This window comes from Polymorphospora rubra (genome assembly GCF_018324255.1).
Taxonomy (GTDB): Bacteria; Actinomycetota; Actinomycetes; order Mycobacteriales; family Micromonosporaceae; genus Polymorphospora; species Polymorphospora rubra.
This window is the reverse complement of sequence record NZ_AP023359.1, coordinates 5958287-5979651: the sequence shown is the minus strand read 5'-3', so window position 1 is coordinate 5979651 and position 21365 is coordinate 5958287. Positions and strand designations below refer to the sequence as shown.

16 protein-coding genes and 1 pseudogene are annotated in these 21365 nt (G+C 71.6%); 10 read left to right on the top strand and 7 right to left on the bottom strand.

Translation table 11 applies throughout. The features are described 5' to 3' along the window. Positions 1-115 precede the first annotated feature (115 nt). Positions 116-868 (top strand): annotated as a pseudogene (locus Prubr_RS27025) (HpcH/HpaI aldolase/citrate lyase family protein); the annotation flags it as partial. Between the two features lie 124 nt (positions 869-992). Here the strand turns inward: Prubr_RS27025 and Prubr_RS27020 are convergent. Both Prubr_RS27020 and Prubr_RS27015 read right to left on the bottom strand, forming a co-directional pair. Continuing rightward, entirely contained in the window at positions 993-2054 is a 1062-nt protein-coding gene (locus Prubr_RS27020) for a LacI family DNA-binding transcriptional regulator (RefSeq protein WP_212817715.1), read from the bottom strand. A 17-nt stretch (positions 2055-2071) separates the two neighbouring features. Continuing rightward, on the bottom strand, positions 2072-3628 hold the full coding sequence (locus Prubr_RS27015) for an FAD-dependent oxidoreductase (RefSeq protein ID WP_212817714.1): 1557 nt from the start codon (positions 3626-3628) through the stop codon (positions 2072-2074). 255 nt (positions 3629-3883) lie between these two features. Between Prubr_RS27015 and Prubr_RS27010 the strand changes: the two genes are divergently transcribed. From Prubr_RS27010 to Prubr_RS26980, 7 genes are all read left to right on the top strand, one after another. Beyond that, positions 3884-5572: an FAD-dependent oxidoreductase gene (locus Prubr_RS27010; protein WP_212817713.1), complete on the top strand. Its 1689-nt coding sequence runs from the start codon at positions 3884-3886 to the stop codon at positions 5570-5572. Between the two features lie 34 nt (positions 5573-5606). Next, positions 5607-7136, top strand: coding sequence for an FAD-dependent oxidoreductase (locus Prubr_RS27005; protein ID WP_212817712.1), 1530 nt, complete (start codon positions 5607-5609; stop codon positions 7134-7136). A gap of 5 nt (positions 7137-7141) precedes the next feature. Next, positions 7142-10678: a glycoside hydrolase family 38 N-terminal domain-containing protein gene (locus Prubr_RS27000; protein WP_212817711.1), complete on the top strand. Its 3537-nt coding sequence runs from the start codon at positions 7142-7144 to the stop codon at positions 10676-10678. Positions 10679-10680: 2 nt separating this feature from the next. Continuing rightward, positions 10681-12300: an extracellular solute-binding protein gene (locus Prubr_RS26995; protein WP_212817710.1), complete on the top strand. Its 1620-nt coding sequence runs from the start codon at positions 10681-10683 to the stop codon at positions 12298-12300. 8 nt (positions 12301-12308) lie between these two features. Next, positions 12309-13250, top strand: coding sequence for an ABC transporter permease (locus tag Prubr_RS26990; RefSeq protein ID WP_212817709.1), 942 nt, complete (start codon positions 12309-12311; stop codon positions 13248-13250). Next, entirely contained in the window at positions 13244-14194 is a 951-nt protein-coding gene (locus Prubr_RS26985; RefSeq protein ID WP_212817708.1) for a carbohydrate ABC transporter permease, read from the top strand. Before Prubr_RS26990 ends, Prubr_RS26985 begins: the two co-directional genes overlap by 7 nt. 94 nt (positions 14195-14288) lie before the next feature. Next, on the top strand, positions 14289-16373 hold the full coding sequence (locus Prubr_RS26980) for a ubiquitin-activating E1 FCCH domain-containing protein (RefSeq protein WP_212817707.1): 2085 nt from the start codon (positions 14289-14291) through the stop codon (positions 16371-16373). 134 nt (positions 16374-16507) lie between these two features. On the opposite strand, the gene Prubr_RS26975 is transcribed toward Prubr_RS26980, so the two are convergent. After that, entirely contained in the window at positions 16508-17050 is a 543-nt protein-coding gene (locus tag Prubr_RS26975) for a hypothetical protein (RefSeq protein WP_212817706.1), read from the bottom strand. 91 nt (positions 17051-17141) lie between these two features. Here Prubr_RS26975 and Prubr_RS26970 point away from each other — a divergent pair, with 91 nt between their 5' ends. Together Prubr_RS26970 and Prubr_RS26965 are read left to right on the top strand one after the other, a co-directional pair. Then, on the top strand, positions 17142-17585 hold the full coding sequence (locus Prubr_RS26970; protein WP_212817705.1) for a MarR family winged helix-turn-helix transcriptional regulator: 444 nt from the start codon (positions 17142-17144) through the stop codon (positions 17583-17585). A gap of 302 nt (positions 17586-17887) precedes the next feature. Next, positions 17888-18217, top strand: coding sequence for a TraR/DksA family transcriptional regulator (locus tag Prubr_RS26965; RefSeq protein WP_212817704.1), 330 nt, complete (start codon positions 17888-17890; stop codon positions 18215-18217). Between the two features lie 78 nt (positions 18218-18295). Here the strand turns inward: Prubr_RS26965 and Prubr_RS26960 are convergent, their stop codons facing one another. From Prubr_RS26960 to Prubr_RS26945, 4 genes are all read right to left on the bottom strand, one after another. Beyond that, positions 18296-18988, bottom strand: coding sequence for an ABC transporter permease (locus Prubr_RS26960; protein ID WP_212817703.1), 693 nt, complete (start codon positions 18986-18988; stop codon positions 18296-18298). Next, on the bottom strand, positions 18985-19890 hold the full coding sequence (locus tag Prubr_RS26955; protein WP_212817702.1) for an ABC transporter ATP-binding protein: 906 nt from the start codon (positions 19888-19890) through the stop codon (positions 18985-18987). The genes Prubr_RS26960 and Prubr_RS26955 overlap by 4 nt, the downstream gene beginning before the upstream one ends. Beyond that, the gene (locus tag Prubr_RS26950) at positions 19887-20246 is read right to left on the bottom strand and encodes a GntR family transcriptional regulator (RefSeq protein ID WP_212817701.1); all 360 of its coding nucleotides are present in this window, start codon (positions 20244-20246) and stop codon (positions 19887-19889) included. Before Prubr_RS26950 ends, Prubr_RS26955 begins: the two co-directional genes overlap by 4 nt. Positions 20247-20354: 108 nt before the next feature. Then, on the bottom strand, positions 20355-21362 hold the full coding sequence (locus Prubr_RS26945; RefSeq protein ID WP_212817700.1) for an ArsR/SmtB family transcription factor: 1008 nt from the start codon (positions 21360-21362) through the stop codon (positions 20355-20357). Between the last annotated feature and the right edge of the window lie 3 nt (positions 21363-21365).

Genomic DNA, 21365 nt, shown 5'->3' with positions numbered 1-21365 from the left:
CGGTGGACCCGGTCGCCCGCAGCTATCTCTACGTCCCGGCCGACCGGGAGAGGCTGCTCGCCAAGGCACACGGCCGGGGGCCGACGCCCTCGTCCTCGACCTCGAGGACGCGGTCACCCCGGCGAACAAGGACTCGGCCCGGGCCGCCGCCGCCGCGTACCTGGCGGCGCCGCCCGACGGCCGGTTCTGGGTACGGATCAACAGCGACCGCGTCGAGCAGGACGTGGCCGCGGTGGCCGGCCCGGCGCTGACCGGGGTCTGGGTGCCGAAGGCGGAACCGGAACTGCTCGCCACCGTCGACGCGGCGCTGTCCGCGGCGGAGCGGCGGCTCGGCCTGGCCGACCGTACGTTCGGCCTGGTCGCCCTGATCGAGACCGCCCGGGGCGTGCTCCGGCTGGAGCAGATCACGTCGGCGCCCCGGGTGCTCCGGCTCGGGCTCGGCGAGGCGGACCTGGCCGGCGAGATCGGCGTCCAGCCGGGACCGGACGGGGCGGAGCTGGCTCCGATCCGGTCCCAGGTGGTCGTCGCCTCGGCCGCGGCCGGGATCACCGCCCCGGTCGGGCCGGTCGAGACGGTGCTGCGGGACCCGGACCGGCTGGCCGGCACCACCCGGGCGCTGCTGCGGCAGGGCTTCCGGGCCCGGACAGCCGTGCATCCCGATCAGCTCGCCACGATCAACGAGGTCTTCACCCCCTCGGCGGCCGAGATCGCCGCGGCCCGCGAGGTGGTCGACGCGCTGGCCGCGGCGGAGCGGCAGGGGACCGGGATCGCCACCCAGGCCAGCGGCCAGATGCTGGACCGGGCCGTGGTCCGCGCCGCCCGCGAGGTGCTCCGCCGGGCCGTGCCGGAAGGGCCGGACCAGGGCTGACCGGCGCTGCCGGACGGCGTGGTCCTGCCGCGCCATGATCCGCGTGATCAGGGAAATTCCGGCCCGACCCGCCGACGACACGCGCGGCGTACTCCCTGATCACGCGGATCTTCGCTCGCCGCGGTCAGGTGGACGCCCGGGGCGGGGCGACGGTGGGCGCCAGGTGGTGCGCGCACGGCAGCAGGACCTGCCGTTCGTGCTCCCCGGTCGGGTCGGCGAGCAGGCCGGCCAGCAGGCGTACGGCGCGCCGGCCCATCGCGTTGCGCGGGACCCGGAGTGAGGCCCACTGTCCGGGGCTGAACTCGCCGCCCTGGTCGTCGACGAGCAGCACGACGGAGACGTCGGCCGGGATCGTCAGCCCGCGCAGTCCGGCCATCGCGGCGAGGACCCGCAGCAGGCCGACCGACTCGACCAGGATCGCGGTGGCACCGCCGGCCAGCGCCGCGTCCAGCCACTGGGCGGTCAGCTGGTCGGGGTGGACGAACGCGGGGGTGGGCACCGGCAGCCCGAAGCGGTCGAGCGTCGCCGAGAACCCGTCCCACCGGTCGACCTGCGGTTCGTGGCGGATCGCCTCGCCGAGGTAGGCGAAGCCGCGGTGGCCCATCGCCACCAGGTCGTCGACGATCCGGCCGGTCGCCGACCGGTAGTCGCCGCCGACGTAACACAGGTCGGCCTCGGGAATCTCCCGTCGTCCGATGTAGACGTACGGGTGGCCGTCCTGGGCGAGCTGCACCAGGTCGTCACGGTTGGCGTGGTGGCCGAGCAGTACGCTGCCGGCGGCCTGGCGCAGCGTGCTGACCCCGTCGCGGTAGATGCGGCGGACGCCGTCCTCGTCGCGGGACGCGGTGAACAGCACGAGGTTGCAGCCCTCCAGGCCGGCCTGTTCCTCGATGCCCTGCAGGAACTCGAAGTAGTAGTCCCAGGCGCTGGTCGGGAAGATCGGCTCGAAGGTGTGCACGCCGAGCAGGTACGGCGTGGCCCGCCGCTCGGCGCCGTCGCGCTGCTGCGGGGCGTTCGTCGGATAGCGCAGGCGGCGGGCGGCATTGATCACCCGGCGCTGGGTCTCCGGCGAGATCCGGCTCAGGTCGCCGGAGCCGCGCAGCACCATGGACACAGTGGACTGCGACACGCCCGCCTCGCGGGCGATGTCGGACTGACGCGAACCGTTCCCCCGTCGCTTCGTCACGCCCTTTTCCCCTCCGGTCATGCCGACGGTGGCCATGTCAACACCGCGCCGCCGCGGAGCAGAGCCTTGCGCAGGGTCTCATAGTCGACGTCCTGCACCGCGACCGATCCGGCCACCGCCTGCGCCGCCGCGCAGCCGGCCGCCTCCCCCACCATCATGAACACCGGTTCCATCCGTACCGAGGCGAACGCGATGTGCGACGCCGACACCGCCCACGTGACGAGCAGATTGGCACACTCGCCGCGGCGCGGCACGATCGCCCGGTACGGCACTCCGAACGGGACGGTGACCGGGTGCTGCACGTTGCCCTCGTTGCGCGGCCGCCCGTCGACCAGGACCCGCTTGGCGTTGTGCGAGTCCATCACGTACGAGGCGAGGGCGAGCGGGTCGTGTGCGGTCGCCCGGCCGGCGGCGTCGTGCTGGGTGACCACGTGGTCGGCGACCATCCGGCGGGCCTCGCGCACGTAGAGCTGGTGCGGCCAGTGCGAGGTGCCGCGGAACTCCGCCGGCGCGAGCCCGTACTCCCGGGTGGCGGTGCGGATCTTGTCGGGCAGCCGGGGGTCGTTGGCCAGGAAGAACAGCAGCCCGGCCTGGTAGCGGACGTGGTCCTGGAAGATCTCCTCGCGGCGGGCGTGGTCGACCTCCGGCCAGTCGTAGTTGGCGCCGATGTGGTCGGAGGAGAACGCGCCGTGGTTGTTCATGTCGAACACCCCGGGGCGGACCTCGGTGGTACGGCCGAACAGTTCGTAGCCGCCGGCCTCGACGTAGCGGCGGAGGAGTTCGTAACGGTCCGGGTCGTAGCCGTCGGGTTCGGGGAACGGCAGCCGCCGCGCCGACGTGGTGACGTGCAGCCGGAAGTTGTACGCCTGGACCCGCCGGTCGCCGTCGCCGACCTCGCCGTAGGGGTCGGGGCTGATGCCGGGCAGCAGGCCGCTCGCCGGCCGGCCGGGCTCGATCCACGGGTCGACGTCGAGCTCGAACTGGTGGTTGACGCTGTGCTGGACACCGGCCAGCGGCTCACCGTAGGTGTCCCGGGACTCCCGCCCGACCGTGTACGACACCCCGGCCGCCGCCATCAGGTCGCCCTCGTACGACGCGTCGACGTAGACCGGAGCCCGGTAGCGGTTGCCGTCGTCGGTGCGCAGTTCGACGATCCGGCCGGCCGCCATGGTGACGCCGCTCAGGTGCTGGTGGTGGCGGACGGCGACGCCGGCCTCGTCGAGCCAGCGGGCGAAGATCTCCTCGGCGACGTGCGCCTCGACGCTCCAGTGTGGATCGGCGGCGTGGTAGGCGGCGGCGACGTCGGCGTAGAAGCGGCGGGCGAGCCCGCCGACGGTGTCGGGGCGGCCGACGTCGGTGGTGCCGAGCCCGGCGGCGCTCATCCCGCCGAGGTGGTCGTCGAAGGCGAGCAGCAGGACGGAGAGGCCCTCACGGGCGGCGCGGACGGCGGCGGTGACGCCGCCGGAGGTCGCGCCGTAGACGACCAGGTCGGCGTGGACCGGCTCGGCGTCGTCGGCCACGACGGGCGGCGGGAGATGGTGGTGCAGCCCGGGCAGCGCTGGTGCTGGTGTCATGGTTTCGGTTTCTAGCACGCTACGACGAACTTGTGAATTGCTAATAGTTAGTAATACATCGTTACCGCATCGTCACCAGAATTCCTGGCCAAGCATGTCTTGACATCGGAATGACGATCAGATGTAACGTAGCCGCAATCGATCGCCGGCAAATCGACCGGCAAATATTAGCAACCGCCGTACGATCCGGCGCCCGGCCCACCGGAGCAGCGGACGCGGCGGACATCCCCGAAGTCGAGCCGAGGAGCGCAGGCGATGGGCAGCACACACGAACGGCAGACCGATCTTCTGGTGGTCGGCGGCGGACTCGGCGGCGTCGCCGCCGCGCTGACCGCCGCCAGGTTGGGGCTGCGGGTCGTGCTGACCGAGGAGACCGACTGGCTGGGTGGGCAACTCACCGCCCAGTCCGTACCGTCCGACGAACACCCCTGGATCGAGTCCGGACACACCTCGCCCGGATACCACGAGCTGCGCACCCGGATCCGGGACTACTACCGGCGCAACTACCCGCTGCGGCCGGAAGCCCTCGACATCCCCACCCTCAACCCCGGTCTCGGCAACGTCAGCCGGCTCTGCCACGAACCCCGGGTCGGCGTCGCCGTCATCGACGAACTGCTGGCCGGTTACCGCTCCGCCGGTCGGATCACCGTCCTGTACGAACACGTCCCCGTCGCCGCCGCCACCGACGGCGACCGGATCACCGCGGTCACCCTGGAGAACCGCCGGGCCGGCACCCGGACCACGGTCACCGCGCCGTTCGTCGCCGACGCCACCGAACTCGGCGACCTGCTGGAACTCGCCGGCGTCGAGCACGTCGTCGGGGCCGAGTCGCAGGCCGAGACCGGCGAGCCGTACGCCTCGCCGGTCGCCGACCCGACCGACCAGCAGGCGATCACCTGGTGCTTCCCGCTGGAGTACCGGCCCGGTGAGGAACACGTCGTGGACCGGCCGGCGTCGTACGAGCACTGGAAGACCCACGTCGACCCGTTCTGGCCCGGGCCGCAGCTGTCCTGGGAGAAGATCGACATCCACACCATGAAGGGCCGGACCAACCGCATCTTCGAGACCGACCTGGACGCGGTGCACGTGCCCGACCTGTGGCACTTCCGGCGGATCCGGGCCCGCAGCCAGTTCGACCCGGCCCTGGTCGACACCGACATCACCCTGGTCAACTGGCCCAACGTCGACTACTGGGAGGCACCGCTGGTCGGCGCCGGCATCGACGAGGAGGCCCGGCGGACCGCACTGCGCCGCTGCCGTGAGCTGTCCCTGTCGTACCTGCACTGGATGCAGACCGAGGCGCCCCGGCCGGACGGCGGACACGGCTATCCCGGCCTGCGGCTACGGCCCGACCTCACCGGCACCGACGACGGCCTGGCCAAGTCCGCCTACATCCGGGAGTCCCGCCGGATCCGGGCCCGGTTCACGGTGCTCGAACAGCACGTGGCCGTCGTCGACCGCCCCGACGGCGAGGGCGCCGCCCAGTTCGCCGACTCGGTCGGCATCGGCCACTACAACATCGACCTGCACCCGAGCACCGCCGGCGTCAACTACGTCAACCTGGAGTGCTATCCGTTCCAGATCCCGCTCGGCGCCCTGGTGCCGATCCGGGCCCGCAACCTGCTGCCCGCCAACAAGAACATCGGCACCACGCACATCACCAACGGCTGCTACCGGCTGCACCCGGTGGAGTGGAGCATCGGCGAGGCGATCGGCGCGCTGGCGGCGTACTGCGTCACCGAACGGACCGAACCGCACGCCGTCGCCGACTCGGCGGAGCGTACCGCCGACGTGCAGCGGCTGCTGACCGGCAAGCTCGGCATCCCGGTCGCCTGGCCCGACGACATCCGCCGCACCCGGCCGTCGCAGGCGGTGTCCGGCGCCACCCCGGTCCTCGCCAAGCCGCGCCAGCGCAGCGTCCCGACCATGACCCCGACCTCCTGACCCGCCGCATCGCCCCCGAAAGGACCTCGCGGACATGGCATCCCCCGAACCGACCGTCGACGACGGCTACGACGTCATCATCTACGGCGCCAGCCTCGCCGGGATCATGGCGGCACTGCGGCTGCGGCTACGCGGTCTGAGCAGCCTGATCCTGGAGCCGACCGGCCACGTCGGCGGCATCGTCGCCGGCGGCCTGGTCAAGTCCGACACCCCCAACGTGCCCGAAGCGCTCGCCGGCCTCACCAAGACCCGGTTCTTCGACGGCATCGGCGCCGAGTACGGCCTCGACGGCCCCGAGTACCGGTTCGAGCCGAAGGTGGCCGAGAAGGTCGCCCGCCACCTGCTTGACGAGTCGAAGGCGACGGTGCTGCTGCACCAGCGGATCCACGGCCCCGACGACGTCGACGTCCAGGGCCGGCGGATCCGGGGCGTACGGACCACGCAGGGCTGGCGCCGGGCCCGGTTCTTCGTCGACGCCTCGTACGAGGGCGACCTGATGGCCGCCGCCGGGGTGCCGTACACGTTCGGCCGCGAACCCCGCGCGAAGTACGACGAGCCGTTCGCCGGCTTCCAGCCGGTGCAGGCGTACCGCAAGCACGGCTTCACCCCGAACACGCTCTACCCGGTCCGGGACGTGCCGGCGATGGCGGCCGGCGAGGGCGACGACAAGACGCAGGCGTACAACTTCCGGGGCGTGCTGTCGACCAACGCCGACCGGATCCCGTTCCCGAAGCCGGACGACTACGACCCGGCCCGCTACACCTACCTGGGCCAGCTGCTGCGGCAGCGGAACATCCCCGGCCTGTCGTCGATCGTCACCCACACCGCGCTGCTGCCGAACGGCAAGTACCAGACCAACCAGGCGCTCTACTTCGGCTTCGACCTGCCCGGCGTCAACTGGGACTACCCGGACGGCAGCTGGCGGCGCCGCGAGGAGATCATCGCCGAGCAGGTGGCCTGGCACCAGGGGCAGCTCTACTGGCTGGCCAACGACCCGTCGCTGCCGGAGTCGTTCCGGGCCGACGCGCGGACCTTCGGCCTGCCGCCGGACGAGTTCGTCGACAGCCCGTACGGGCAGGGCTTCCCGCACGCCCTCTACATCCGCGAGGCCCGCCGGATGGTCGGCGCGCAGGTGCTCACCCAGCACGACCTGCTCAAGCCCAACAACACCAAGACGCACCCGGTCTGCTGCTGGAAGTACGGCATGGACAGCCACCTCGTCCAGTACTACCCGGAGGGCGACGACACCGTCGTCGGCGAGGGGACGCTCAGCGGCGACGAGACCAACCCGCCGGTCGACCTCTACCAGATGCCGGCCGAGGTGCTCTTCCCCGCCCGCGGCGGGATCGAGAACATCACCGTCTCGATCTGCTTCTCGGCCAGCCACGTCGGCTACACCTCGCCCCGGATGGAACCGAACTACGGCATGCTCGGCGAGGCGTGCGGCGAACTCGCCGCCCAGTCGCTGTCGACCGGCCGGCCGGTCCAGGAGTACGACTACCCGGAACTGGCCGCCGCCCTGGTCGAGCACGGCGCCGTGCTGTCCCTGCCGGGCCTGGACTGACGGCCGTGTTCCCGCTGACCCTCGCCGTACCCGGCGACGCCCCGGCCGGCCGGCCCCGGTCCGACGGGCCGGTGCACGTGCCGCCTTTCCAGCCGGGACCGCTGAACGCGTCCACCGGCTGGCAGCCGCACCGGATCGAGCTGCCGTTCCGGGTCGGCGACCCGCCCGCCGGCGGCTACCTGCTGCGGCTGGAGTTCGCCGCCGGCCACGGGCCCTGCCCCGACCTCGTGATCGAGGTCGACGGCGTACACCGGGGGTTCTTCCACCCGGCGGTCCGCCGCGACGACCGGTCGGAGACGTACCGGCACGGACCGATCGCCGGTGACGTGCTGCTGGAGGTGCCGCTGCCGGCCGACTGGCTGCCGGCGGGCGAGCACGTGATCGCGGTGACCACGACGGTCGACGCGGCGGCGGCGCTCGGCCCGGTCGAACCGCCGGCCGGCGAGCGGCGCCGGCACCGGGAGCAGTTCGGCAACCACTTCGGCAGCGGCATCACCTGGCACCGGCTCACCCTCGACGAGGGCTCCGGGCCGGCACCGGCCGGCGTCGACCTCGTCCCGACCCCGCTCTACCTGGACCGCGACGGGAGCCTGCACGAACTGGTCGAGCTGACCGTGTCCGTACCGGCCGGCGCGCCGGCCTGGCCGCGGGCCGCCCGGGTCACCGTCGGCGACCACACCCACGATCTCGACCTGCGCCGCCCCGGCCGGGAGTTCGGGCAGGTACGGGTCAGGTTCGCGGTGCCCGCCTTCGACACCGCGACCGCGACGGTGGCCGTCGACGGTCTGCCGGAGCGGGTCGTCGACCTCGTCGCGGCCCGGCGGTGGACGCTGCACCTGGTCCCGCACGTGCACCTCGACGTCGGATACACCGACGTGCAGGGCAAGGTCCTCGAACTGCACAGCCGCAACCTGGACCGGGCGCTGGACGCGCTCGACCGCGACGAGGGCTTCGCGTTCTCGGTCGACGGGTCGCTGATCGTCGACCAGTACCTGGCGACCCGCTCGCCGGAACGGGCCGAACGGGTGCTCGCCGCGCTGCGCTCCGGCCGGCTGGCGATGAACGCGTTCCACAGCCTGTTCCTGTCCGGGGTCGCCTCGCTGGAGGAGGTCTACCGGGCGGCGTACCTGGCCGGCCGGCTGCGGGACCGGCACGGCGTGCCGGTGACGTACGCGAACCTGACCGACGTGCCGTCGTACAGCGCGGCGGTGCCGTCGATGCTGCGGGCGCTGGGCATCGACTCGTTCGTCGGCATCGAGAACCACCACCGGGGCGGTAACGCCGACAGTGACGCGCAGCACCTGGCCAGCCCGGTGCTGTGGGAGGGGGTCGACGGGTCGCGGGTGCTGACCCACTTCTCCGACACGTACTCCCAGCTGCGGTTCATGGTCGGCGACCCGCAGACGGTCGTCGGCGGCGCGCACTCCTTCGGCCGGCTGCTGGCCCGCTACGACCGGCCCGACTACCTGCCGACGGACCTGGCGGTGATCGGCACGCACGCCGACAACGAGGACCTGGCCGACGGTGACGCCGGCTTCGCCGCCCGCTGGAACGCGGTGTACGCGTACCCGCGGCTACGGGTGTCCACGATGGAGGAATACCTCGCCACCGTCCGGCCGCTCGCCGACCGGCTGCCGGTGTGGCGCGGCGACGGCGGCAGCTACTGGGAGGACGGCGTCGGCACCGGCGCCACCGTCACCGCCGAGCACCGCAGGGTGCAGGCCGTGCTGCCGGCCGCCGAGGCGCTGGCCGCCCTCGTCGGCCTGGTCGACCCGGTCTACCGGCCCAACCGGGCCGCGCTCGACGCCGCCTGGGAGGGTGCGCTGTTCGGCTGCGAACACACCTGGACCTGGGCGCACGGCACCGCGCACCCGCACGGCCACCAGGTCGACGACCAGCTCGACTGGAAGCGGCACCAGGTGCACTCGGCGCACCGGGGCGCGCTGGACGAGGTCCGGCGGGCCATGAGCCAGCTCGGCGAACTCGTCACCACGACCGGCCCGACCCTGCTGGTGCACAACCCGCTGCCCTGGGCCCGGGACATCGAGGTCGAGGTGGAGACGGTCCGGGCCGACCCGACCGGGCCGGACGGCGGGCCGCTGCCGGCCGAGGTGCTGGCCACGTGCAACGGGCTGCGGACGCTGCGGGTCACCGTGCCGGACGTACCCGGCTTCGGCTACCGGGCCCTGCCGATGGACGCCGCCCGCACGCTGAACCCGGGCGAGGAGGACGGCGGCCGACCGACCGGGGACGGGCCGGCGGACGACGGCTGGCAGCCGGTGCCGGCCACGCTGCGCACCGACCGGTGGGAGGTCACCCTCGACCCGGCCACCGGGGCGGTGCACGGTCTGCGGCACCGGGCCACCGGCCGGGACCTGCTCGATCCGACGCGGTGGTCGCTCGGGCAGGTGCTGCACGTGGTCGACGGCCCCGAGTCGCTGACCCGCGGCGACGGAGCCGGGCACGACCACGACCACGACCACGGGCACGGGCACGGGCACGGGCACGACCATCCGCACCACAGCGGTGCGCCGCACCACCACGACCCGTACCCGCGCAGCACGCTGCTCGGCCGGCGCCCGGACCAGAACCTTCCACAGTTGACGGTCGTACCGGCGGCGATGCGGCCGGTCGGGCTGCGCCGCACCTACGACGGCTGGCGGCTGCGGGCCGTCGGCAGCGCGCCGAGCCTGCCCCGGATCGAGGTCGACATCCTGCTGCGGGACACCGACGACCGGGTCGACGTCCTCGTCGACCTCGACAAGGAGCGGGTGCTGGCCAAGGAGTCGGTGTACGTCGCGTTCCCGTTCGCGGCCACCGAACCCACCTTCCGCTACGACCGGCAGCAGGGCTGGATCGATCCGGCGACCGACCACGCCCCGGGCGCCTGCCACGACTGGTTCACCACCACGTACGGCGTCGTCGTGCAGGACCGGCCGGACGGCCCGGCCATCGCCTGGACCTCGGCGGACGCCCCGCTGTTCACCGCCGGCGACATCTGGCGCGGCGACTGGCACGAGCAGTTCACGCCGCCGACCGGAGCCGTCCTCTCCTGGGTGCTCAACAACTACTGGCCGACGAACACCCCGCCGGAACAGGACGGCCGGCTGAGCCTGCGGTACGCCTTCGCCCCGCTGCCCACCTTCGACCCGGTGGCGGCCGGCCGGTTCGGCCGCGAGGTACGGGCGGCCGGCACCGTCTCCGAGGTCAACCGGCTCGACAAGTTCGACGTCGAGCCACGCCCGCTCGATGAACCCGCCGCGACGCTGCTGGACCTCGGGCTGCCGGAGTCGGTGCACGCCACCGTCGCCCCGGCCCGGTCCGGCGCCGGAATCCTCGTCCGGCTCCAGAACCTGTCCGGCCGGGACAGCCGCTTCCCCCTGCGGCATCCGGCCGGCCCCGGTGGCCGGGCCGAGCCCTGCCACGCCGACGAGCGGCCGATCGCGGAACAGACCGCGGACGCCGCCGGCACCGTCCCGATCAGCCTCGGCGCATGGCAGGTCGTCTCACTGATCCTCCACCCCCACCACACCGGAGTGTGACCATGATGCACGACAGAGCGAGCCTGAGCCGCCGCCGGTTCCTGACACTCGCCGGCGGCACCGCGATCGCGGCGGCCGGCGCCGGCGTCCTGTCCGCCTGCGGCAGTTCCCCCGCCCCGACCACCCCGGACGGCGCCGGAAGCGCGGCGCTGCCCGACTACATCCCGTCCGAACTGGTCCGGCCGGACCTGCCGCCGACCGCCGAGGGGGTGATGGCCGGCTACTACCAGTACCCCCGGCAGCTCGTCGACGCGTTCGGCACCAAGCCCGGCGAGGGGCTCGGCGACGTCAGCATCCTCACCAACATGTTCAACCCGGTGCCGCCGGCCCTGGGCGGCAACCAGTTCTGGCAGGAGCTGAACAACCGGGTCGGGGCCAACCTCGACATCACGATGACCCCGTCGGCCGACTACCTCAACAAGCTCTCCACCACCGTCGCCAGCGGCGACCTGCCCGACATCATGCTCATCTCGGCCCGGCTGGCCCGGCGCGCCGACGTACTCACCCGGCTCTGCGCCGACCTGTCGGAGCTGATCGGCGGCTCGAACTCCGCGAACTTCCCGTTCCTGGCCAACATCCCCCGCGACTCGTGGCTGTCGACGGCGTACGGCGGCGGCATCTACGCCATCCCGATCTCCCGGGCGATCGTCGGGACGATCATGTTCGCCCGGACCGACCTGATCGCCCAGCGCGGCCTGAACGCCGCCCCGGGCAGCTACGCCGAATTCGTCGCGCTGGCGCAGGGGCTGACCGACGCGCGGAACAACCGGTGGGCGTTCGGCTCCGCCAAGCAGGTCATCGCCTACGTCGGCAACATGCTGCGGGTGCCGAACGTCTGGCGCGAGGAGGGCGGCAAGTTCACCTCCGAGATGGAGACCCCGGAACGTAGGGAGGCGGTCGCCCGGGTCGCCGAGATGTACAAGGCCGGGCTGTTCCACCCGGACGCGATCGGCGGCCGGCTGCAACTGCGCGACCTGCTCGGCAACGGCACCATCGCACTGAACGCCGAGGGGTACGCCGCCTGGGACATCCTGGCCGACACCCACAAGGTCCAGTTCGGCGGCATCCCCACCCCCGGCTACGACGGCGGCACGCCCGTACACCGCTCCGGCACCCCGTCGTTCGCGCTGACCGCCTTCCGGAAGACCGACAAGGCGCGGCTGGAGAAGCTGCTGCGGATCTGCGACTGGCTGGCCGCCCCGCTCGGCACCAGCGAGTACATGTTCCGCAAGTTCGGCGTCGAGGGCCGGCACTGGAACTGGCAGGACGGCGTCCCGGTCCGCACCGACGCCGGCAACGTCGAGGTCAAGCTGCCGCTGGAGTACGTCAGCGACTCACCGCACATCCTCGGCCCCACCGACCGGGCCCGGGTCGACGCGCAGCGGGCGTACCAGGAGAAGGTCATTCCGAACCTGCTCCGCAACCCGTCCGAGGGCCTCGTCTCGGAGACGTCGGTCGCCAAGTCCGGCGAACTCACGAAGATCATCGACACGGTCGAGCTGGACATCGTCTCCGGCCGCAAGCCGATCAGCGCCTGGGACGAGGCGGTCGCGCAGTGGAAGACGGCCGGCGGTGACCAGATCCGCGCCGAGTACGAGGCGGCCCTGGCCGAGCAGAAGTAGGGGGAGGCATGGCGTCACCCGCATCGGCCGGGAAACGCGCGTCCGGCTGGCAGCGCTTCAAGCGGGACCGTTTCCTGCTGCTGCTCGCGCTGCCCGGCGTCGCCCTGGTGCTGCTGTTCCAGTACGTGCCGATGCTCGGCAACGTCATCGCGTTCAAGGACTACCAGCCGTACCTGACGATCACGGAGTCACCGTGGGTCGGGTTCGCCAACTTCGAGGTCATCTTCAACGGTGACCCGGCGTTCCTCAACGCACTCAGGAACACCCTGATCATCTCGTTCCTGCAGATCGCCGTGGTGTTCCCGATCCCGATCGCGCTCGCCCTGCTGCTCAACAGCCTGCTCAGCGAGAAGATCAAACGGGTCGTGCAGTCGATCCTCTACCTGCCGCACTTCATGTCCTGGGTCATCGTCGTCGCACTGTTCCAGCACATGCTGGGCAACGCCGGCATCTACAACAACTGGGCCCGCCAGCACGACTTCCCGCAGTTGAACCTCATCGGCGACCCCGACCTGTTCTTCGCCCTGATCACCTCGCAGGCGGTCTGGAAGGACGCCGGCTGGGGCACGATCATCTTCCTGGCCGCGATCTCCCGGGTGGACCTGGAACTGTTCGAGGCGGTCGCGGTCGACGGCGGCGGCCGGCTGCGCCAGCTCTGGCACGTCACCCTGCCCGCGATCCGGTCGGTGGTCGTGCTACTGCTCATCCTCAAGCTCGGCGACGTGCTCACCGTCGGCTTCGAACAGATCGTGCTGCAACAGAACCAGGTCGGCCTGGAGACCTCGGAAGTGCTCGACACGTACGTCTACAACTACGGCATCGTCGGCGGGAACTGGGGCGTGTCGGCCGCCGTGGGGCTGGTCAAGGGGCTGGTCGGAGCGATCCTCGTGCTGGGCGCGAACAAGGTGGCGCACCTGTTCGGGGAGAGAGGGATCTATTCCAAATGGTGACCGACACCAAACCCCGCCCGAAACGGTCCTCGCCGCTGCTGCCCGGGGTGGCCCGGCAGCGACGCCGGCGTACGGTCAACGGCGCCCCGGTGCCGAACGTCGCCGTACGGGGTGTCAAGGGCATCTTGCTCTTCCTGTGCTGTGCGGTGGTGCTGCTCCCGTTCGTCGCCGTCGTCTCGACGTCGCTCGCCGACCAGGAGCAGATCACCGCCGCCGGCGGGTACGTGCTGTGGCCGACCAATCCGTCCTTCGACGCGTACGCGGCGATCTTCCGCGGCGGGGTGGTGACCCGGGCGACGCTGGTCTCGATCGGGATCACCCTGGTCGGCTCGGCGCTGTCGGTCGCGGTCGTGGCGCTGCTGGCGTACTCGCTGTCGCGGCCCGGCACCTGGGGACACCGGCCGATCCTGATCATGGTGCTGCTGACCATGCTGTTCAACGCCGGAATGATCCCGAACTACCTGCTGATCAAGGAACTCGGGCTGATCGACTCGTACTGGGCGCTGATCCTGCCCGGACTCACCTCCGCGTTCCAGGTCATCATCATGCGGGCCTTCTTCATGGAGGTTCCCAAGGAGATCGTCGACGCCGCCCGGATCGACGGCGCCAGCGAACTGCAGATCCTCACCCGGATCATGCTCCCGCTGTCCAAGGCGGTGATCGCGGTCATCGGCCTGTTCAACGCGGTCGCCTACTGGAGTGCGTTCTTCAACGCCGTCCTCTACATCAACTCCACCGAGAAGTGGCCGCTGCAACTGGTGCTGCGCACGTACGTCGTCGACAACACCCAGATCGGCACCGACCTGCCCGGCGAGGTCGTGCCACCGCAGCAGTCGCTGCAGATGGCGATCCTGGTCGTCTCGCTGATCCCGATCTGCATGGTCTACCCGTTCCTCCAACGGCACTTCGCCAAGGGCGTCGTCATCGGCGCCGTCAAGGGCTGATTCCCCCGTTCCGTGCCCCGTCACCCGCACCGTCCCCCATCCCCCGCACCGGCCGGCGCGGTGTCGCCGGCTGCCGTCGAACAGGAGCACCCCCATGGAAGAGAGGACCACCGGCAACGCGCGCCGCCGCGCCCTGACCGCGATCGGGCTGGCCGGGCTGGCGGTGGCCGGCTCGCAGGCCGTCGCCACCGCCGCGCAGGCCCGCCCCGGCCGCCGACTCACCCTCACCGGCACCACCGAGAGCGTCGCCGACCTGCGCGGCACCGCCGGCACCGCCGACGGCGACCAGATCCACCTGCTCGGCTACCACGCCGGCACACCCGGCGTCGGCGGCGGCGTCCTCTACTGGGACGCCGACGCGACCGAGCCCGACAACGGCGGCACCGTCTTCGCCGTCACCGGTGTCGCCACCGGCCGCTGGAAGCGCCCGTACGCGACCCGGATCGACCTGGCCTGGTTCGGCTGGACCGGCACCGGCACCGGGAACGACTCGCCCAAGGTGCAGGCCGCGATCGGCGCGCTGCCGGCCGGCGGCACCATCGAGGCCGGCCCCGGCAAGGTACGCCTCGAGGACACCATCCAGGTCGTCGGTGTGCCGATCGTCTTCGCCGGTGCCGGAGTCAGCGACAACGACGAGTACTCCACCCAGTACATCGTCGCCACCGGCGCCGACGACGGGTTCCACCTGTCCGGCGTACGCGGCGGCGGGATGCGCGACCTCCAGGTGCGCGGTTCCGGCCTGACCGGCGGCAACTTCATCATGACCAGCCGCAACGGCACCGACGGCAACTACATGCTGACCTTCGCGAACGTCCGGTTCAAGGACGGCTACAACGGCATCACCCTGCGCGGCGCCAACACCGTCCGGTTCGTCAACTGCGTCTGGAACGGCTTCAACGGCCAGCAGGTCATCCTGCTCAACGGCGTCAACAACGACTCGCGGGCCGACCCGGTCGAGTTCGTCCAATGTGGTATCGCCGCCGGCAGCGCCAACGAGAACACCGACAACCTGGTCATCGACGGCCTCGGCGGCTCCATCAAGTTCATCGCGACGGCGATCCTCTTCGGCCGCCACGGCATCTGGCTGAAGAACACCCCGGGCGCGTCGATCCCCAAGTTCCTCTACTTCGAGGGCGGCGGCTTCGAGAACGCCCACGGCGTACCCGTCCTGCTGGAGGCCGGCGCCCAGGCCCAGTTCACCAACGTCTACATCTCGGCCGACAACGAGCACGACAACGTCCGCATCGGCCCCGGCTTCACCGGCAGCGCCACCTTCAGCAACAGCGTCATCCGCGGCTGCGGCCGCAACGGCCTGGACATCGCCTCCACCCGGATCACCGTCACCGGCTGCCTCATCGGCAACAACGGCCGGACCGCCCACCCGACGTTCGCCCGTACGGTCACCGGCGCGGCGAACAACGGTAGCGGCAAGGTACGGATCACCACCGGCGCCGCGCACGGCTGGGAGAGCGGCGACCGGATCTCCATCCAGGGCGTGACCGGCACCACCGAGGCGAACGGGAAATGGGCGATCGAGGTCGTCGACGAGGACACCTTCGACCTGCCCGCCGTCGCCTTCGCGAACGGGTACGCCGGCGGCGGCACCGCCTACCGCCACGGTGCCGGCATCAACATCCGCGACACCGCCAGCCGGGTCGTCATCGTCGGCAATGCCATCGGCGCGCTGGCCGACGGCATCAACCGCCAGGATTACGGCATCGTCAACGCCGCCGCCGACGTGCTGATCAGCGACAACGACCTGAACGGCAACACCGTCGGCCCGTACCAGCTCACCGGCACCCCGACCGCACAGACGCGGATCACCGGCAACAAGGGCGTCGAGCAGATCGACGGCTGGTTGACCGCGCGGGTCGCCGGTCCGGTGACCGACGGCCTGTTCGACTTCGGCAACCTGCTCTATCTCGACTCGCAGCGGATCCGGGTGGTCCGGGTGACCCGGGTCGTCGGCGCCGGCACCTGCAACGTACGGCTCGACGCCGACGGCGCGAGCGCGGGCGGCACCGCCGTCGCGGCCACCACCGCCGTGTCGACGACCAGCCTCGTCACCCCGTTCACGGTGGACGGGATCGGCGGCCCGCGCCGGCTGCAGGCCCGGGTCCTCGGCGCGTCGGGCGTGACGGACCTCGAGGTCCAGTTCGGCTACCAGCTGGTGAGCTGACCGGTGCCCCGCTGGTCGAGCAGCGCCGCTCGACCAGCGGGTACGCCCGCAGCAGGCGGGCCGGTGGGACCGCCCGGCGCGGGTGGTAGGGCCGAACGGTGCCCGAACCGGGCCGTGGGGTCCCGCCGGCCCGCTCAGACCGTGGCCGGCTCGCCGACGGCGCCGGCCCGCCGGCCGTCGACGATCAGGATCCGCCCGATGCCGACCATCCACAGGATGGTGAAGGCGATCACGGTCGGGTTCTTCACGCTGACCAGCACCGAGGTCACCAGTTCCTGCCGCCCGTCGGGGACGAGGACGGCGACGGCCGTGTTCGGCAGGACGTCCAACAGCACGAAGGCCACCGCCAGCACCAGGAACTGCGTCCAGAAGGCGCGGACGCGGGCGTCGATCCCGGCCGTCAGGCACCGCCACCGCTGCCCGGGGGTCAACCCGGACAGGTCGGGTTCCCGGGACACCAACCGCAGGACGACATAGACCAGAAGCAGCCGGGACAGTCCAGTGACGATCTCACCGCCGATGTCGACGGCGGCCGGCAGCTGGTCGCCGTACCGGACCGCGACGAACCGCTGCGCCGTCGGGATCATCGACAGTCCGAAGACCAGCCAGAAGTGTCTGGCGTAGAAGTGCGTCGCCCACCGTGCCGCCGCCACGCTGAGCGTCAGCCCTGCACGCATGTTCCGTCCTCCCGTCGCTATACTTCACTGTAGTGAACTATCCTTGATAGTGAACTATCCATCAGAAGGAAGCAATCGGCGGAAGGAAGCAATGGGCGAGAATCCGACAGACCTCGGCTGGGAACTGAGCACGGCGATCGTGCTGTTCCACGAGGCGATCGCGCGGCGCCTCGGGCTGAACGCCGCCGAACACAAGGCACTCGGCATGATCATCCGCGCCGGTCCCCTGCCGACCGGCGCGCTGGCGCCCCTGCTCGGCGTCGGGGCCAGTGCCGTCACCGGGATCGTCGACCGGCTGGAGCGGGCCGGATACGTGCGCCGCGAGCCCGATCCCGCCGACCGGCGCCGGATCCTCGTCGCCGCGGATCCGACCCGGGCCCCCGACCTGACCGACATCTTCGCCGACCTCGGCCGGGAGATGGGCGCCTTCATGAGCCGGTACGACGAACGCGAGATGGCCGCGGTGGTCGACTACGTCACCAACACCATCAGGGTGCTCAAGACCCGGACCGCCCGGCTCGCCGAGAAGGACTGAGCCCCGCCGCCGCGCCGCGAAGCCTGGTTGCTTCCGGTAGCGGGGCCGCCTACGGTGGCGTGATGTATCCGGCCGGGCGTCAGGTGGGCGGTGCCGTCAGCGCGACGGCACGGCCGACCCCCGCCTGCCCGGCTACCGCGTCCCGCGCGACCGGGGCGTACCTCTGCACCCCGCGCGGCCACCGGACTTTGATCCCCGCGCCAACCGGTCGTAGCCCCCGGAGCCGATCCTCACCAGACGGACGGCCACCAGGGCGAAGCTACCCAGCTTCGGCCTTTTTCTTTTTGGGGAGCGACACGACCATGGGTACCGACCTTCACGACGCCGCGAGCCGGGGCTGGCTCGACGAGCTGCGAACGAACCTGACCAGCGAGTTCGAGGCCCAGTCGACCAGGCTGACCCAACTCACCGCGGACACCGGGGACCCGGCGCAGGAACACACCCGGGCCGCGCTGATCGCCGCCACCCGGCAGAGCCTGGAGCAGATCAGCGGTGCGCTCGGGCGGATCGACGCCGGCACCTACGGCCGGTGCGCCAAGTGCGCCAAGCAGATCCCGGGTGAGCGGCTGCAGATCCTCCCGCACGCCCGGTTCTGCGTGCCGTGCCAGGAGAAGCACGGCAGCGCCGGCTGATCCGGTCCGGGCTGTCGTGCCGCACGGCGCGGCGCGACAGCCCGGCCAGGTCGACTCCACATCAGACCCGACGGCGGCTCACGGGGTGGCCCGGCGGATCATCGGATAGGTGACCGCGACGAGCAGCAGGGACAGCAGGGCCGGCCAGCCGAGGATCAGCACGGCCGGACCCTGGCCGGCGAACCACGAGCCGATCGCGGCCCACCAACCCTGCCAGGTGACCAGGGTCGCCAGCGCGCCGCCGACCAGGATGCCGAACAGGCCCAGGACGAACAGGCCGGTGGTCCCCCAGCGCTTGAAGACGACCCCGACGGCCGTGCCGAGCGTGCCCAGCAACAGGAACGGAACTGCGTAGGCGAGAAGCTGGAGCACCGGGTTGTCCAGGAACAGGCCCGGGATGCCGAAGAACCGCAGCTCGATCCACCAACCGCCGGTCGCCGCCTCGACGACGCCGAGCAGATAGAGCACCACGGCATAGAGCAGTGCCTGGGCCGCCAGCAGCAGCAGGTGCGACAGGTAGAAGGCCCGCCGGGTCACGCCGAGCCCGAGCGCGAACGGGAACCACTGGGTCACCGACTGGACCAGGGCGACCAGCAGCACCATGTAGATGCAGACCAGGCCGCCGGTGACGGTCGTCCGCCCCAGGTCACCCATGCTCGCGTAGAAGGCGACGTTGACCGCGAAGGAGGCCGCCAGGATGCCCCACGGCCAGCCGACCATGTTGCGCCAGGTGACGAGTTGGAGTCGGGCGGCCGGCAGGACACGGTTCATCGGACGTACTCCTTCGCGGTCGGCTCGGGCTTCCCGGCGCCGGTGGTCAGCCGTACGACGAGTTCCTGCAGTGAGACGGTGTCCACGGTGAGACCGAGGGCACGGGCCCGGTCCTGCTCCGCCCCGGTCAGCCGCCCGCGCACGGTCACCCGGGCGGTGCCACCGAGCAGGTCGCCGTGCAGTTCGGTACGGCCGGCGGTGATCTCGTGCACCGCGGCGACCGGCCCGGAGACGGTGATAACGTCGCCGCGCAGGTCGTCGGTGTTCCGGTCGAGCAGGAGCCGGCCCCGGTCGATCAGCAGGACGTGCTCGATCAGGTCGCTGACCTCGTCGATCAGGTGCGTGGACAGGACCACGGTGCGGGGATGCTCGGCGAAGTCGGCGAGCAGGTGGTCGTAGAAGAGGTGGCGGGCGACCGCGTCGAGCCCCAGGTACGGCTCGTCGAAGAAGGTCAGCGGTGCCCGCGAGGCGAGCCCGATGATGACACCGAGGGCCGAGAGCATCCCCCGGGAGAGCTTCTTCACCATCCGCTGCGGCGGGAGCTGGAACTCCTCCAGCAGCGAGTCGGCGAACCGCTGGTCCCAGTTGGGATGCAGCAGCCGGGCCGCCCGCAGCGCATGTGCCACCTTCATGCTCTGCGGGTAGGTCTGGCTCTCCTTGATCAGGCAGGTGCGGGCGAGGACGCGGTCGTTCTCGTACGGGTGCTCGCCGAAGACGGCGATGTCGCCGGAGGTGGCGATGGCCTGTGCGGTGAGCAGTTGCATCAGCGTCGTCTTGCCCGCCCCGTTGCGCCCGAGCAGTCCGTAGATCCGGTTCTCGGTCAGGCTGAAGCTGACCCCGTCCAGCGCGGTCACGCCCCGGTAGCGCTTGCCGAGGTCGGTGACCTTGACGATGGTGTTCACCGCCGGTCCTCCCAGGTGTCGATCATCTTCTTGAGTTCGGTCGGGTCGATGCCGAGCTTGCGCGCCTCGGTCAGCAGCGGCTGGACGTACTGGCGGGCGAACTCCTCGCGGCGCCGGCCCCGTAGCCGTTCGCGGGCGCCCGGGGAGACGAACATCCCGATCCCTCGTTTCTTGTAGAGCGTTCCGTCGTCGACCAGTTGGTTGACGCCCTTGGCCGCGGTCGCCGGGTTGATGCGGTGGAAGGCGGCGAGCTCGTTGGTGGAGGGCACCTGGGTGTCCTCGGCCAACGAGCCGTCGAGTATCGAGTTCTCCAGCAGTTCGGCGATCTGGAGGAAGATCGGCCGGCTGTCGTCCATCACCGGCGCCGGCCGCGGCGATCCGACCGGCCGAGGTTCGCTGGTTCATTACTCATGCAACTAACCATGGAGGCAAGGCGGCTCTCCTGTCAAGCGACGCCGCCCCGGCTACGGCAACGCGGGCGGGTCGTGGTCGCCGGACGTGGGAGCGAGGAGATCGAGCAGCCCCTGGCCACGCCCGGTGAGGCGGTAGACGACCGAGCGGCCGATCCGGGCACCGGCGACGACGCCGGCGTCCCGGAGCACCGCCAGGTGACCGCTGACCGTTCCCAGCGAGACGTCGAGGGCGTAGGCGAGCTGCGTACTGGTGGCCTCCCGGGCCAGCTCGCGCACCACCCGGGCCCGGCCGGCGCCGAGCAGTGTCGACAGCGGATCACCCGCCGGGTCGTCGACCTGCGCCGCCGGCCCGTACGCGGGATAGACCAGCGCGTCGCGCTGCGGCCGCTCGCAGGTCCACCAGCCGACGCCGGCGGTCTTGGGCACGAAGAGCAGCCCCTCGTCGCCGATCCACCGGTCCGGATGCTCCCGGTCGCTGAACCGGAACCCGTCGGCGCCGACCCACGTCGACCGGCGGGTCATCGAGCCGACCGCCTGCCGCCACCCGTACGTGGCCAGCAGGCCGGACCGGTGCATGATGTCGCGTTCGAGCAACGCCCGCCGGCGCGGCCAGTCCGGGGCCACGAACCGCCGCCACCCCTCCGCCAGCACCGCGGCGATCCGTTCGGCGGGGCGGTCGCCGGCGAGCCAGGCGGTGTCCTGCGGCTGCCAACTCGCCGCGACTGCGTCGGCGACGGTCGCCCGGGTCTGCGTGTCGGAGAACGCGGCCACCTCGGCGAGTTCGTCGGCCAGGTTCGTCCGCGTGCCGCCGACCGGCGGCACCACGACCAGGTCCGGCAGCCACTTGGTCGCCGACACCAGCGACATCAGGCCGGCGGCAACCGGGTCTGCCGCCAGCCAGGCGTGGTAGCCGGCCCGGTGCCGGTCGTGCCAGGCCGCCAACCACGGGTCCGGGTCGGTGCGGTGCAGCGTGATCAGGGAGCCCAGCGTCTCCGCGAGCGGCGACAGGGCGAACCGGGACCGCGACAACGCGGCCGGGGTGAACCGGAGGAGGGTCATTCG